This is a genomic window from Yersinia alsatica (assembly GCF_902170305.1).
Taxonomy (GTDB): domain Bacteria; phylum Pseudomonadota; class Gammaproteobacteria; order Enterobacterales; family Enterobacteriaceae; genus Yersinia; species Yersinia alsatica.
In genome coordinates, this window is the sequence record NZ_CABHWW010000026.1 from 472,028 (window position 1) to 487,152 (window position 15,125).

Here is a 15,125-nt window from a genome sequence, read left to right on the forward strand (position 1 = left end):
GTAAATGGATTGGAACATTCTTTTAGCGCATCAGAGGAACTGAAAAATGCACGATAAAGACATTGCTGACATTCTCCAGCAGGTAAAAACAATTGCATTAGTTGGCGCGAGTGATAAGCCTTCACGTCCAAGTTACGGTGTCATGGCTTACCTGTTACAGCAGGGATATCAGGTGATACCTGTCAGCCCTAAACTGGCTGGAACGTCATTACTGGGTCAGCAGGTATATGCTGAGTTAGCTGATATACCTCATCCGATTGATATGGTGGATGTATTCCGTAATGCTGAGGCTGCGTATGGTGTCGCACAGGATGCTATTGCTATCGGTGCTAAGGTTCTGTGGCTGCAAATTGGGGTTATTAATGAATTGGCGGCAACTTTGGCGGCAGATGCTGGGCTGAAGGTGGTTATGGACCGCTGCCCGAAAATTGAAATCCCGCGATTGGGATTAGAAAAAGAGTGATCTTCTCGCTACCCATGGGATGAATTTTTGACGATAAAAAACCCGGCCAAATGCGCCGGGTTTTATTGATTAGTCTCAAGACTTAGTTGCGCAGACGCGGAGCCTGTAACTGATGGCGAATAGACGCCGCCAGTTCATCTAATGAAGGTTGCTCCGGATGAGCATCCATATCTTCATAAGTCAGCTGTGCTTCAGCCAGATATGTGTGTACCGGTTGCCCCTCATCATCCTCAATGACCACATGATACCAAGGTGATGAACGCAAAATGTCATTGTTTGCAACTTCATCAGGTGCTGGTGGCTCAAGAGAATATTCAGGATCGATATCAATCACCACACCCAAGTAGCCATGTAGGCTATGGCGAACCTGCTGCCCAATACCGAATTTGCTGGCGATCATGATAACCTCCTGAGAAACTTACTCTGCCTTCTATATGAGGGCAGTGTAGGGCATTTCAAGTCACATTACCCGACACGCAAATCCTTTCAGGTACAAACCTTCTGGATATGTCGCGATAACAGGGTGATCCGCTGCCTGACGGAACTGTTCTATAAATTGTATATCATGACCTGCATCTAACGCAGCATCGGCCAAAATTTTCTGGAATAAATCTGTTGGCATTAAACCTGAGCAGGAGAAACTTAACAAGATCCCGCCTGGGCGTAATAGCTGTATGGCTAACATATTGATATCTTTATAACCGCGACAAGCACTGGCGAGCTGGCTTTTGTTCTCTACAAATTTCGGTGGGTCCATGATAATCATGTCGAACTTTTCCCCTTGCGCGCGGTAGTTGCGCAGCAATTGGAATACATCATCACGAATAAATTCAGCTTTACTCAAATCCAATTGGTTGAGTTCAACGTTCTGTTTGGCGATATCCAGCACTGATTGTGACGTATCGACACTGATAACCTGTTGGCAATTCCCCATTAACGCGGCAACAGCGAAAGCCCCGGTATAAGAGAAACAGTTCAGAACACGGCGGCCATCGGCGTAATTACGCGCCGCGAGGCGGCTATCGCGCTGATCTAAATAAAAGCCTGTCTTATGACCTTGCTGAATATCAACCAGCAATTGCATGCCATTTTCAGTAATTGGCAACAGTGCCGGAGGCATCTCACCATAGACCGTACCTTGGGTCAGCGGTAAGCCTTCTTTTTTACGCACTGAGACATCGGAGCGGTCATAAATAGAGCATTCTGGGTAGCACTTTTGCAAGGCACTGACCAGCGCCGCTCGCTGATATTCGGCACCCGCTGACAGCAGTTGCAATACCAGGAAGTTTTGGAAGCGGTCAATGGTGATACCGGGCAAGCCGTCAGATTCGCCCGCAATCAGGCGATAGCCATTCAAGCCATCTCGTTGTGCCAACCAATCCCGCCAGCTTTGTGCTTGCTGTAGACGGCGAACAAAGAATTCGCTATCGATAACTTCATCTTGTTGGAATGTCCAGACTCGTGCCAGAATTTGAGATTCTGGTGAGTAGGCGGCACGGGCCAGCCATTTTCCCTGACTATCAAGAATATCGATGGTTTCCCCGGAAATAGCATTGCCTTCAATGCGTTGAACAGCCCCAGAGAAAATCCATGGATGGCGACGAAGTAAGGATTTTTCACGTCCTTTGGCAAGAATCAAGCGTACGGTCATAATTAGGTTGCTGCCAGCTAGGTAAAAAAGAGCGGTATTGTCGGAGTATGAGCCGTAAAATGCAAATTATCACGGAGATAAGGAGTCGATATGCCTCAAGTATGCACTGCGGCCTATGTTTATGGTGTCGTCCAAGGTGTCGGTTTTCGCTATAGCACGCAACGCCAGGCGCAAGAACTGGGGGTGACGGGGTATGCCAGGAATTGTGATGATGGCAGTGTGGAAGTGGTTGCTTGTGGTGAGCAGCAAGCTGTGGCGCAGCTAATGGAGTGGATCAAGCAGGGAGGGCCACGCGGAGCGCGAGTTGAGCGCTTGCTGACCGAGCCTTATCCTCCCACACAGTTTGATACTTTTAAAATTCGTTATTAACCAAGGTATGCACCGGAAAAAGCGTTACGCGCGGCTCCGCGTTAAATACACTTCACCGGCTTTGGCAATCCCGCAATTTTGGTCGCCTGTTTTGCTGGCCCTTTGGGGAATAAGCGGTACAGATAACGGCTATTGCCTTTTTCTTCACCATATTTCTGCGCCATCGCCTTTACCAGCATACGAATCGCGGGTGAGGTATTGAACTCTTGATAAAAAGCGCGCACAAAGCGCACCACTTCCCAATGAGGCTCGGTGAGCGTAATACCTTCCTGCTCGGCAAGTATGCTAGCCAAAGCTTCGTTCCAGTCTGCACTGTTTTTTAGATACCCTTGTGCGTCGGTTTCAATTGTCCGACCTTCAAACTCCAACATACAACCTCAGATTCAATTAATGAAACGGTGGCTAATTTAGCAAATCTTTGCCGATAACCCAATGAAGTCCGTATTTTTACGCTGTAAGATTCCATTGATGCAGAACAAGGTCAGGGAGCTGTACACTGAACCATCAGCCAGTATCGCGGATGACGATTAATTCAGCATTTAACAATTGAATGATGACTTTTTGGGCGGTTGAACGCGAACAAGCTTTACAAGCAGCGGCGCTCTGTTTATAGTTCGGCTCGTTGCGGAGGGGTGGCCGAGTGGCTGAAGGCAACGGTCTTGAAAACCGTCGACGGGAAACCGTTCGAGAGTTCGAATCTCTCCTCCTCCGCCATCATTTCTCTTTATCTTCTCTGTTTTGTTCGTTTTTCACTCCAATCTAATCTCTTACTTTGTTGTTCTGTATGCCATTTCCCCTTTTACTGCCGTTAGACAACGTGGGCTGAAATTTCCAACCAAGAACACTGTCAAACTGTAGCTGCAATTACCGCGAATATTGTTCTAATCCAATAATGATTTTATATTTAACCACGTTATTTTTCTTTAAATTAAAAACAGCGCCTATACACATTTTAAATAAAGAATTTACTAAATAATTCTATATCAGTGGCATAGCTTTATTAATTATTTATTTGAAGATTTAATCTGTTTTTTTAATGCTAAAACGTCTCTAAATAGGATGTTTTCTGGGGTTATCTTGCTGGGGTGGGATTATTCCTACAATAATTTAGCGAAATTTCCTATATTTTTAATGAGGTTAAAAACACATTGAAAATAATCTTCCCACAGGCATAATGCGCCAAATTATTTTGATTATATTATTTATCTGCCCCAGCCGGGCGAATAAGGATATGCCCTGTGCTGCGTTCCAATTATTCTATATTACTTGGCAGTATATTGCTGACAGCAATAGTTATTTCACCTATTAGTCAAGGTGTTGAATTAGCACCTGTCGATCAAACTATTCATCAACAAGAACGTCAGCGCGCCCTGGAAGAACGTTTGGCCCCTGCAACACCTGACGTGCGCTTATCTGCACCTCCTGCTTCCTTTGGTCACCTTACTTTCCCGATAGAAAAACCCTGTTTTGTCATTGATCGTATAAAAATCAGTGGCGCAGAACCATTACCGCGCTGGCTGCCACTACAACGCATTGCCGATCAGGCGCAAGGTCAGTGCTTAGGAGCGAAAGGCATTAATCTGCTGATGAGCCAAATACAAAACCGCCTGGTGGATCATGGCTATGTCACCACCCGCGTGCTGGCTCCCCAGCAGGATTTGAACAGCGGTACCCTGGCGTTACAAGTGGTGCCCGGCAAAATTCGTCGTGTTGAGCTAACTCCCGACAGTGACCGCTATGTCACGTTATTCAGCGCTTTCCCCGCTCGTCCCGGTCACTTATTGGATTTGCGCGATATTGAACAAGGGCTCGAGAATTTGCAGCGCCTCCCCACGGTACAGGCCAGCATGGAGTTGCTTCCCGGTGATGCCCCCGGCGAGACTGATATCGCGCTGAGCTGGCAACAGAGCAAAATGTGGCGGCTGGCGGCCTCGCTGGATGACTCCGGCACCCGCAGCACCGGCCGTTATCAAGGTGGCGCAACCCTGTTTCTGGATAATCCGCTCTCCCTGAGTGACCAGTTTTATGTCTCTGCTGGTGGCTCATTGAAAAGTCGCGGCGAGAAAGGCACCAATAACCTCACTGGCCATTATTCGCTGCCGTTCGGTTACTGGACCGCGGGTATTACGGCCAGCAGTTACGACTATCACCAAACCGTGGCAGGTCTGAATGGCGATTATGGCTACCGGGGCGAAAGTGAGAATGTTTCGCTGCAACTTAGCCGCCTGCTGCATCGCAATGCCAGCCAAAAAACCACCTTTACTTACGATGTGCTGACTCGCGCCTCGAAAAACTACATTAATGATACGGAAGTGGAAGTGCAGCGCCGCCGCACCTCGGCCTGGCGTGTCGGGCTACAGCATCGTCACTTTATCTCGCAAGCGACACTGGACGCCGGTATCAGCTATCAGCGCGGCACTCGCTGGTTTGGCGCGGTACCTGCACAAGAAGAATTCTTTGGCGAAGCCACCGCCCTGAGCAAGATCCTGCGGCTGAATGCACAGCTGGATATTCCTTTTGCCATTCAAAAACAAAACTTCCATTACAACCTGCAATATCAGCGCCAAAGCACTAACACGCCACTGACGCCGCAGGATCAGTTCAGTATCGGCGGCCGTTGGTCAGTGCGCGGGTTTGACGGCGAACGCACCCTTAATGCCGATCGCGGCTGGACGGTGCGCAATGATCTCGGCTGGTATACGCCATTACCGGGGCATGAGCTGTATGTCGGTGTGGATTATGGCGAAGTGGGTGGCCGCAGTGACCCTTACTTATTGGGCCAGCATTTAGCGGGCAGTGTCGTCGGGGTGCGTGGCCGCGTGTTTCATACCCAATATGACCTGTTTGCTGGCAAACCCTTGTCGAAACCCGACGGCTTCAAAACCGACTCGGTGACGGTGGGCTTTAACCTGAACTGGCAATACTAATGCGCCTGATTAATAACGACTCTTTGAGAATGAACCATGAATAAGAACCTGTACCGTATCGTATTTAACCAGGCGCGTGGCATGTTGATGGTGGTGGCTGATATTGCCGCTTCCGGTCGGGCCGCCTCTTCTGCGTCATCAGGGGTTGGGCAGACTCAGAGCCGTCGTATCAGTGCATTATCTCCACTCAGTTTCAGCCTGTTACTGGCATTGGGCTGTGTCTCATTATCGGCCCAGGCCAATATTGTTGCCGATGGCAGTGCGCCGGGTAATCAGCAGCCGACTATTATTAACAGCGCCAACGGCACACCACAGGTGAATATCCAGACCCCGAGTAGCGGTGGGGTGTCGCGCAACGTTTATAGCCAGTTCGATGTCGATAATCGCGGGGTGATCCTCAATAACGGCCACGGTCCCAACCAAACCCAGATTGCTGGCGTGGTGGATGGCAACCCCTGGCTGGCACGAGGCGAAGCCAGCGTGATCCTTAATGAGGTCAACAGCCGCGACCCCAGTAAACTTAATGGTTATATCGAAGTCGCCGGGCGCAAGGCACAGGTGGTTATCGCTAACCCGGCCGGTATTACCTGCGAGGGCTGCGGCTTTATCAACGCCAACCGCGCGACATTAACCACTGGTCAGGCGCAACTCACTAATGGCCAACTGACGGGCTACGATGTCGAGCGGGGCGAAATTGTTATTCAGGGCAATGGTCTGGACAGCAGCCGTCAGGATCATACCGATCTGATCGCCCGTTCTGTCAAAGTGAATGCCGGGATCTGGGCCAATGAGCTGAATGTCACCACCGGGCGTAATCAGGTGGATGCTGCACATCAGGCCATTAATGCTAAAGCCGCTGATGGCAGTTCACGGCCAAGTGTGGCGGTGGATGTTGCCAGTTTGGGCGGCATGTATGCCGGTAAAATTCGTCTAATTGGTACTGAAAGCGGTGTCGGTGTGCGCAATGCCGGAGAGATAGGGGCTGCTGCGGGCGATATCACCATAACCGCCGATGGCATGCTAATGAACAGCGGCCAAATCAACAGCGCACAGCACTTAGTGGTGAAAACCGGCGCTGGCATAGAAAACTCCGGAGTGCTCTACGCCAGCGCCAATACCCAGCTTACCACCGCCGGTAAACTGACTAACAGTGGCACCATTGCGGCGGCGGGTGACACTTCGTTGCGTGCGGCTGAGGTTAACAGCAGCCGAAATTCTGTGTTGGGTGCGGGCGTAAAATCCGACAACAGCAGCATTACCCGTGGCACACTGCGCATTGACGCCAGTGGGCAACTCACCGCGCAAGGCAAGAATATCAGTGGAACAGCACAGAGCTTCAATGCGCGCAGTATTGATTTAAGCGGCAGTCAGACACAAAGCCGTGATGTGGCCCTCACAGCACAAAGCGGGGACATCAATCTCACCGGGGCTGAGGTGCTTGCCAGCCAGAGCCTGTCGGCATCAACGACTTCGGTGTTATATACCAATAATGCCCGCCTGATTGCAGATAAGATAACCTTTAACGCGCAAACTCTCTCTAATGTGGGCGGCGTGATTGCGCAAACCGGCACCACCGATTTTAATCTGAATCTGCCGGGTTATATTGATAACCGTGATGGCACTCTGCTGTCTGCCGGGACATTCTCGCTACAAGCCGAAGGTGTAAACAGCAACGGTAATAGCCTGCTGGGCGCGGGTATACAGAGTGATGGTCGCCTGACGGATAGCGGTGATCTGGCGGTGAAAACCCGGCAAGAATTAGTCGCACAAGGACAAACCCTCGCCGCAGGTGCCATGACGTTAACGGGCAGCCGGATTGATCTGACTGACAGCTACACGCAAGCCCGTGAGATGAATATCACTGCCATTCAGGGAGATATCAGCACGCAGCGTGCCAATATACTCGCCCTTGGCGCACTGACCCTTAACGCCAGTGCCAATGCCGGGCAAACCCTCAATAACCAGAGTGGCGCGCTGGCGGCAAACACGGTTTCTTTGAATCTGGGCCAATTGGATAATAATGCTGGCAAGATTACAGCCAGCGAAGATTTGGCGATTAGCTTACAGCGTGATTTCACCCATCTGGCGGGTTCTACCCTTCAGGCTGGGCGTGATTTCACTTTGACCACCGCTGGCGACGTGACCAATAGCGGGCAAATGCTCGCGGGCGGCAAATTCAGCACCGACTCAAACAGCTTACTGAATACCGCCGATATCATTGCGGCACAAACCAACCTCACCACCGTTGGCGCATTGATAAATAGCGGCGATATCTTGACCCGCGGCCTGCTCAATACCGACGTTAATACCCTGTTCAACTCCGGCACCCTGATTGGTGCCGAAGCCACACTCAAAGCACGCGAGCGCATCACTAACTCCGGCCCGAACGCCCTGATCGGTGCTACGGATGAAAACGGTACTTTAGCCTTACTGGCTCCGGTGATTGAAAACAGTGATACCGTCACTGACACCGATACCGCGCCGACCACCACGATTTTAGGGATGGGCACGATTATTCTGGCGGGGGGGCAAGACAGCGGCGGGAATTATCTGCGGGCGGCTCAGGTACTCAACCTGTCCGGCTTGATTGAATCCGGCAAAGATTTGCTGGTTTACGCCACAACGCTGACCAATCGCCGCCATATTCTCACCGCCAATAGCGACTTTGTGGTGGCCGACACGGTGAATGGGTCAGCTTACTGGACAGTGGATAACCCCGATATACCGGGTGGGCGCTATAGCGAGCCGCCTCATGAGGGGGCAGATAACAGCGATTATATTGGCACCGATTATACGTCGACTATCGCCTATAACAGCATCGATAACATCAGCCCGGAGGCGCAACTGCTGGCGGGGGGCAACCTGACCCCGCAAGTGGGTACGCTGGAAAACTTCTGGAGTAAAATCAGTGCTCAGGGTGAGATTAACCTCACCGGCGTCACCCTGCAACAGGATGGCTGGGGAAGTGCACAACGCCTGATGGAGCAGACCACCTCCTCCGGTCAGTGGAATTACCGTAACTATAAAGGCGGGTTATGGCACAGAGATTGGGGCCCCGAGGTGAGCGCGCGCGCGACTCACCAATATGCCTCCAGCCTCACCGCACAAACCGTCAGCGGCAGTGGCACCACGATCAACAATGGGGCTAATCCCGGTGCTATTGCGCCACCCAATGGAAACAACAATTCCGGGAAAGACCTTGCCATCGAGTTTAACGGCATTTCCCTGACACCGCCTAATGGCGGGCTGTATCAGTTCAGTACTGACTACACCGTCAACAGCCAGTACTTGATAGAAACGAATCCTGCCTTTGCCAACCTGAATAACTGGCGCGGATCCGACTACGTGCTCCAGCAGTTGAATAACGACCCGAATGTGATATTCAAACGGCTGGGCGATAATGCCTATGAGCAGCGTTTGGTGCGCGATCAAGTTCTGGCGTTGACCGGTCAGGCGGTAGCCAGTGATTACCGTAGCGCCCAGGAGCAGTTCGAGGAATTATTTGCGGCGGGCCTCGAATATAGTGAAGCCTTTAATATTGCCCTCGGCACGCACCTTAGTGCTGAGCAGATGGCGGCATTAACCACCAATATCGTGCTGATGGAAAGCCGTGAAGTCGCCGGGCAAACGGTGCTGGTACCGGTGGTCTATCTGGCAGGGGTCAAGCCGGGCGACTTACAGGCCAACGGCGCATTAATTGCCGCCGAGAATATCTCCTTAACCGAGCTTCAGGGTTTCACCAATCAGGGGGCGATGAAAGCTGGCAATAACCTGAGCATCAGCATGGCGCAAGACATCAACCTGAATAACCGCGGCGGCTTACTTCAGGCGGGCGGCAACATGTTACTCAGTACACTGAACAGTGATATTGACCTGACGGGCAGCCGATTAAATGCCACTAACCTGCAACTGGACAGCGGCCGCGATATCATTCTGCGCACCGACAGTGCGCAACTCAACAGCGATAATGGGGCCGTCCAGCGCAGCCAAACCGTGCTGGGGCCGCTGGCCAGCATCAATGTCAGCAATAACGCGGTTATCAATACTGAACGTGACTTTATCATGCAAGGCGCGAGCCTCAATGTCGGTCAGGATTTACAGGTCAATACTGGCGGCGACTGGTTGCTCAATACGGTGCAAACCCGCGACCAGATAACGGCAAATTATGGCCGTAGCAGCTCGACCAGTGAGCATATCCGCCATCTGGGCAGTGAAGTGAATGTCGGTGGCGCACTGACCGCCAACGTTAACAATCTGACCGCCATCGGCGCTAATATTAATGCCAATACTATTGATGTACAGGCGCAGAATATTAGCCTGAGTGCCGCCACTGACAGCCTGCATGTCACCGGTGAATCGTCGAGCAAACGCAGTCGCAGCTCGGTGGATCTCTATGATGAAACCCTGCTCGGCAGCCAGTTGAATGCCAAGAGTGACATCAATTTACAGGCGGCGAAAGACATCAGCCTCAGTGCCAGTGCGATACAAACCGACGGTGCGCTAAAGCTGGCGGCGGGCGGCGATATCACCCTCACCACCCAGACTGAGCAGCATGACGAGCAGCGCAATCATACCGGCACTAAAAAAGGGCTGGCCTCCAGCACCACCACCCGCACTGAAGACAGTATTAGCCAGACGCTGGCGGTGGGTTCGATGCTGTCAGCCGGCTCTATGGATATCAGTGGTAAAAATATCGCCGTCATCGGCAGCAATGTGGTGGCTGACAACGACATTAGCCTACGCGCGCAAGAGAACATTATCGTCGGCACTGCGCAGCAGAGCGAAAGCGAGTCTCACCTGTATGAGCAGAAAAAATCTGGCCTGATGAGCACTGGCGGTATTGGGGTCACGGTCGGCAGCAACAGCACCAAAGTCACCGACACCGGCAAATCCATCTCCAACGTCGGCAGTACAGTGGGCAGTGTACTGGGCAATGTCAGCATGACCGCCGGTGAAAACCTGATGGTGCAAGGCTCCGATGTATTGGCGGCTAAAGATATCAATCTGACCGGGAAAAACGTTGCCATTGTGGCGGCTGAAAACCAGAGCAGCCAGACCCATACCGTCGAGCAAAAATCCAGCGGCCTGACACTGGCGCTATCCGGCGCAGTCGGCAGCGCCCTCAATACCGCGGTCACCACCGCCAAAGCTGCCAGCGACGAAAGCAATGGCCGACTGGCGGCATTGCAAGGCGTGAAGGCTGCGCTCAGTGGTGCTCAGGCGGTACAGGCTGGGCAACTGGTGCAGGCGCAGGGGGGCGATACCGCCAGCATGTTCGGCATCAGCGCCTCATTAGGCTCACAAAAATCGGCCTCGCAACAGCATCAGGAACAGACCAGCGTGACCGGTTCGACCCTGACGGCAGGTAACAATCTAACCATCAATGCGACCGGTGATGGGAACTCCGCGAACAGCGGCGATATCGTGGTGCAGGGCAGCCAGCTCAAAGCCGGTGGCGATACGACGTTGGATGCTGCGCGCGACATATTGCTGCTGGGTGCCGCCAACACACAAAAAACCGACGGCAGTAACAGCAGCAGTGGCGGCAGTGTGGGGGTCAGTCTGGGGTTCGGTAGCTCTGGCGGTGGCCTGAGCATCTTTGCCAATGCCAACAAGGGTCAGGGCAATGAGCACGGCGACGGCACGACTTGGACGGAAACCCAGGTCGACAGTGGCGGCACGCTGTCGCTACACAGTGGCCGTGATACCGCGCTAATCGGTGCTCAGGCGAGCGGCGAAACCGTCAAGGTAGATGTGGGCCGCGACCTGTTGCTGCAAAGCCAGCAAGACAGCGATAACTATGATGCGAAGCAAACCAGTACCAGCGGCGGTATCAGCATGGCAGTGGCCGGCGGCGGCGGCTCAGCCAACCTGAGCATGAGTCAGGACAAGCTGCACAGCAATTATGATTCGGTGCAGGAGCAGACCGGAATATATGCTGGCAAGGGCGGTTTTGATATCACCGTCGGTGAACATACGCAGCTTGATGGCGCGGTGATTGCCAGCACCGCCGACAAGAGCAAAAACAGTCTGGATACCGGCACACTGGGCTTCAGTGATATTGAGAACAAGGCCGATTTCAAGGCTGAACATCAGGGCGGCAGCCTGAGCTCCGGTGGCCCGGTCGGGTCTGACCTGCTGAGTAATCTGGGCGGCGTGGTGCTGTCGGGTTTGAGTAATGACGGCCATGCCGAGGGCACCACTCAGTCGGCAATCGCGGATGGCACTATCACCATCCGTGACCAGGATAAACAGCAGCAGAATGTTGAAGACCTGAGCCGCGACACCGAGAATGCCAACGGCAGCATCGGCCCGATATTTGATAAAGAGAAAGAGCAAAACCGCCTGCGAGAAGCCCAGCTGATTGGCGAGATTGGCGGTCAGGCGATGGATATTGCGCGCACGCAGGGCAAGATTATTGCGACCAATGCGGCTAACGAGAAGATGAAGGATGTCCGGCCTGAAGATATTGCGGCAGCAAAAGAACAGTGGGAAAAAGTCAATCCGGGCAAAGTAGCCACCGCTGAGGATATCAATAACCAGATATACCAAACTGCTTACAATCAGGCGTTTAACGAGTCAGGTCTGGGAACAGGCGGCTCGGTACAGCGTGCGATGCAGGCGGCCACTGCAGCAATACAGGGACTGGCGGGCGGCAATATGGCACAGGCACTGAGCGGCGCCTCGGCACCGTATCTGGCGGAAGTGATAAAGGCTGGTACAGGGGATAATCAGGTAGCCAATGCCATGGCGCACGCGGTATTGGGTGCGGTGACGGCGTATGCCAGTGGTAACAATGCACTGGCGGGTGCAGCGGGTGCGGCGACGGCAGAACTGATGGCACCGATTATCATCGCGACAATGGGCTGGGACAAAAACAATCTCTCGGAAGACCAGAAACAGACGGTCAGTGCACTGGCAACACTGGCAGCAGGGCTGGCGGGTGGCTTGACCGGTGACAGCACCGCTGATACGGTTGCAGGTGCGCAGACCGGGAAGAATGCGGTGGAGAATAACTCGCTCCATGACATTATTGATAATAAAACCTCTGGTGTATCGCAGGAACAGAAATACCAGAATGCGCAGAAAGAACTGGTTGCCGCTGTTGAGGAGTTCAAGGCACAGAACTGCGCCGGGCTTAGTGCAGATGCTTGTTCGGCGAAGATAAGTGAACATCGCGATGAGCTGTTGAAAGGGGCTGTGGGTTTTGGGATAGACTTCGTTCCCATCATCGGTGATATCAAAAGTTTTGCGGAAGCACAGAGTGCACTGGATTACCTGATCGCGACAGTAGGCTTGGTTCCTGTCTTGGGTGACACTGCAGGTAAGCTTATTAAGGCTGCAGAAACAGCACTGAAGAAAGGCGATGTTGCTGAAGCATCGAAGTTACTCAATAAGGCCAGTGATGAGGTTAGTAGTGCCAATTACTTTGGTCAGGAAAGAAAATACTGGTCTGCTGAACCAATACAATTTAATGGTAACAAGGTCTATCAGCGGAATGATTTGTTTGATCTAAATGCTGTAGATGCTAGGGGACGAAGTAATATTCAAAGGATGGAAAAAGGGCTGGCCCCGCTTGATGCTAATGGAAACTCTGTGAATTTACATCACATGTTGCAACGTCAAGATGGCCCTATAGCGGAGGTGACACAAACTTTCCATAAGGATAATCATGGTGTTATCCATATTAATGATAACAGTATACCTTCAGGCATTAATCGGACTGAGTTTGATAAATGGCGTTCTAATTACTGGAAAGAACGCGCTCAGGCTTTTAAAGGGTAGATGATATGAGCTTGAATAATATGAAAAATGCCATTGATATTATCAATGGTAAGATTGACGGGGCCGATTTTGATGGGCCTAAAGATGATGCACTCATTAAATCTGCTGAGAAAGTGCTCGGCTTAAGCTTCCCTACGACATATCGATACTTTTTGGAGAATTTAGGGTGTGGGGATATAGCAGGTCAAGAGTTTTATGGATTGATTAACTCTGATTTTTTTAACTCAAGTGTCCCTGATGCTGTCTGGATAACTATGCAGGAGCGAAATAATTCTAACTTACCAAGTAATTATATAATTATCAGTTCTACGGGATCTGGGGATTATGTGGTTTTAGACTGTGCTCAGCCAGGTATTGAAGCACCTGTTAAACTATGGTCTCCTGGTGTAAATGACAATCAACTTGCATTTAAGCCCCTAGCAAATGATTTTGGTGAGTTTTTTTATAAACAGATACTAAGTATAGATTGATCCAAAGTGATAAATGCACTGAAGGGGCTCTGAAATGAGATGTTTCCCAGAGATGTATCATAAGTAGGTGAATGGCACTATTGATATAAAATTGTTTAATATCAATATTTTAATGTTTTTTGAGGTTTCCAACTTAGAGTACCCTCAACAGTTACAACTCATTTTTTCTGATACTTATTAGGATGATTAGCTTTTGTTGTGAAAAAAAGAGCCAAATCTTGAACTCATTAAATTACCGATGCAAGAGAGAGTGAGACTCGCTGAGTATGGTAAAGAAGCAATTATGGGTATGTCAGACTTGTGGTTACTTCCCCAATATATCGGGGAAATGGGAGCAAAAATTTTTTGTAATTTACTCAGATACTGAAAAGGCCACTATAGGAACAAAGCTGGCTTTGAGGATGGACTCAGCTTGATTATCATTAGTCTAGGAGATGAGATAAATATTTTTGACTCCCTACCATTACAGTATGTAACGAGAGAAAGTAATTAATTATCTTGATATATCCACATAAATTTAAGATCAATGCGGTGAACTCACATTGATGTAGAAAACTGGCTTTACCTAACAATGAAAATGTTTTTATCTTTTTGATTTAATATGTATTTTTAATAAAAAAAAGAGACCCAACAGTAACCTGCTTAACCGTCTGAGTCTTTTGGCAGCCCAAGTGCTCCATAACAGGTCTGCCAAGGGGATCAGATATAATTGTTCAATCTTTTATCGAGAATAGTGCTTTTATGATGAAAAGAATATTTTTAGCCTCCACCTTAATAACTGCATTTTTATTAAGTGGGTGTGCCTCTGAGTCCTCGCGGTCGTTAGAAGTGGCGAAAGTCGCCTCTTATGGCACGCAATATAACGGCCCACGCAGCCCTATTTCTGTGGGTAAATTTGACAACCGTTCAAGCTATATGAGCGGGATATTCTCCGATGGTGTTGATCGTTTGGGGAACCAGTCAAAAACCATTCTGGTGACGCACTTACAACAAACTGGCCGCTTTAACGTATTAGAGCGCACCAATATGGAAGAACTGAAAACCGAAGCGGCTATTTCAGGGCAAAGCCAGCAATTGAAAGGCGCGACTTACGTCGTGACCGGTGATGTGACCGAGTTTGGTCGCAAAGAGACTGGTGATCGTCAGTTATTTGGCATTTTGGGTCGGGGTAAATCTCAGATTGCCTACGCCAAAGTGAATCTGAATATCGTCAATGTGAAAACCTCTGAAGTGGTGTTCTCTTCACAGGGTGCTGGCGAGTATGAACTGTCCAACCGCGAAGTGATCGGTTTTGGCGGAACAGCAAGTTACGACTCAACTTTGAATGGCAAGGTGCTGGACTTGGCTATCCGTGAAGCTGTCAACAATCTGGTTGCTGGCATTGAATCGGGTGCATGGCAACCGGCGAAATAGACGTTAATGGCAAAATAATTCCTAATAATGAGTATGGATACCACAAT

9 protein-coding genes and 1 tRNA gene are annotated in these 15,125 nt (G+C 50.6%); 7 read left to right on the forward strand and 3 right to left on the reverse strand.

Features of this window, described 5'->3' with window-relative positions; translation table 11 throughout:
- Window positions 1-46: 46 nt before the first annotated feature.
- The gene (locus FTA96_RS16210; RefSeq protein WP_145574315.1) at window positions 47-463 is read left to right on the forward strand and encodes a CoA-binding protein; all 417 of its coding nucleotides are present in this window, start codon (window positions 47-49) and stop codon (window positions 461-463) included.
- Window positions 464-545: 82 nt separating this feature from the next.
- Here FTA96_RS16210 and hspQ read toward each other — a convergent pair whose 3' ends face one another.
- Together hspQ and rlmI are read right to left on the reverse strand one after the other, a co-directional pair.
- The gene (gene hspQ / locus FTA96_RS16215) at window positions 546-863 is read right to left on the reverse strand and encodes a heat shock protein HspQ (RefSeq protein WP_050106347.1); all 318 of its coding nucleotides are present in this window, start codon (window positions 861-863) and stop codon (window positions 546-548) included.
- A gap of 60 nt (window positions 864-923) precedes the next feature.
- Entirely contained in the window at window positions 924-2,114 is a 1,191-nt protein-coding gene (gene rlmI, locus FTA96_RS16220) for a 23S rRNA (cytosine(1962)-C(5))-methyltransferase RlmI (protein WP_145574317.1), read from the reverse strand.
- 90 nt (window positions 2,115-2,204) lie between these two features.
- On the opposite strand from rlmI, the gene yccX reads away from it, so the two are divergent.
- Window positions 2,205-2,483 (forward strand): acylphosphatase, encoded by a 279-nt coding sequence (yccX, locus tag FTA96_RS16225; protein ID WP_145574319.1) that lies wholly within the window; start codon window positions 2,205-2,207, stop codon window positions 2,481-2,483.
- A 41-nt stretch (window positions 2,484-2,524) separates the two neighbouring features.
- On the opposite strand, the gene tusE is transcribed toward yccX, so the two are convergent.
- On the reverse strand, window positions 2,525-2,854 hold the full coding sequence (gene tusE, locus FTA96_RS16230; RefSeq protein ID WP_050121031.1) for a sulfurtransferase TusE: 330 nt from the start codon (window positions 2,852-2,854) through the stop codon (window positions 2,525-2,527).
- A 255-nt stretch (window positions 2,855-3,109) separates the two neighbouring features.
- Here tusE and FTA96_RS16235 point away from each other — a divergent pair.
- The 5 genes from FTA96_RS16235 (at window position 3,110) to FTA96_RS16255 (ending at window position 15,078) form a co-directional block, all read left to right on the forward strand.
- Window positions 3,110-3,197, forward strand: a tRNA-Ser gene (locus tag FTA96_RS16235).
- A 524-nt stretch (window positions 3,198-3,721) separates the two neighbouring features.
- Window positions 3,722-5,410: a ShlB/FhaC/HecB family hemolysin secretion/activation protein gene (locus tag FTA96_RS16240; protein ID WP_145574321.1), complete on the forward strand. Its 1,689-nt coding sequence runs from the start codon at window positions 3,722-3,724 to the stop codon at window positions 5,408-5,410.
- A 36-nt stretch (window positions 5,411-5,446) separates the two neighbouring features.
- A complete protein-coding gene (locus FTA96_RS16245; RefSeq protein WP_145574323.1) occupies window positions 5,447-13,195 on the forward strand; it encodes a hemagglutinin repeat-containing protein in 7,749 nt (2,582 codons plus the stop codon).
- Window positions 13,196-13,200: 5 nt separating this feature from the next.
- Window positions 13,201-13,665, forward strand: coding sequence for an SMI1/KNR4 family protein (locus FTA96_RS16250; protein ID WP_145574325.1), 465 nt, complete (start codon window positions 13,201-13,203; stop codon window positions 13,663-13,665).
- Window positions 13,666-14,406: 741 nt separating this feature from the next.
- Window positions 14,407-15,078 carry a CsgG/HfaB family protein gene (locus tag FTA96_RS16255; RefSeq protein ID WP_050109012.1) on the forward strand — a complete coding sequence of 224 codons (672 nt, stop codon included), beginning with the start codon at window positions 14,407-14,409 and terminating at the stop codon, window positions 15,076-15,078.
- Window positions 15,079-15,125: the final 47 nt, after the last annotated feature.

Coding starts and splice junctions, on each gene's coding strand:
- FTA96_RS16210 (WP_145574315.1), top strand. CDS start 47: ATGCACGATAAAGACATTGCTGACATTCTCCAGCAGGTAAAAACAATT.
- hspQ (WP_050106347.1), bottom strand. CDS start 863: ATGATCGCCAGCAAATTCGGTATTGGGCAGCAGGTTCGCCATAGCCTA.
- rlmI (WP_145574317.1), bottom strand. CDS start 2,114: ATGACCGTACGCTTGATTCTTGCCAAAGGACGTGAAAAATCCTTACTT.
- yccX (WP_145574319.1), top strand. CDS start 2,205: ATGCCTCAAGTATGCACTGCGGCCTATGTTTATGGTGTCGTCCAAGGT.
- tusE (WP_050121031.1), bottom strand. CDS start 2,854: ATGTTGGAGTTTGAAGGTCGGACAATTGAAACCGACGCACAAGGGTAT.
- FTA96_RS16245 (WP_145574323.1), top strand. CDS start 5,447: ATGAATAAGAACCTGTACCGTATCGTATTTAACCAGGCGCGTGGCATG.
- FTA96_RS16250 (WP_145574325.1), top strand. CDS start 13,201: ATGAGCTTGAATAATATGAAAAATGCCATTGATATTATCAATGGTAAG.
- FTA96_RS16255 (WP_050109012.1), top strand. CDS start 14,407: ATGATGAAAAGAATATTTTTAGCCTCCACCTTAATAACTGCATTTTTA.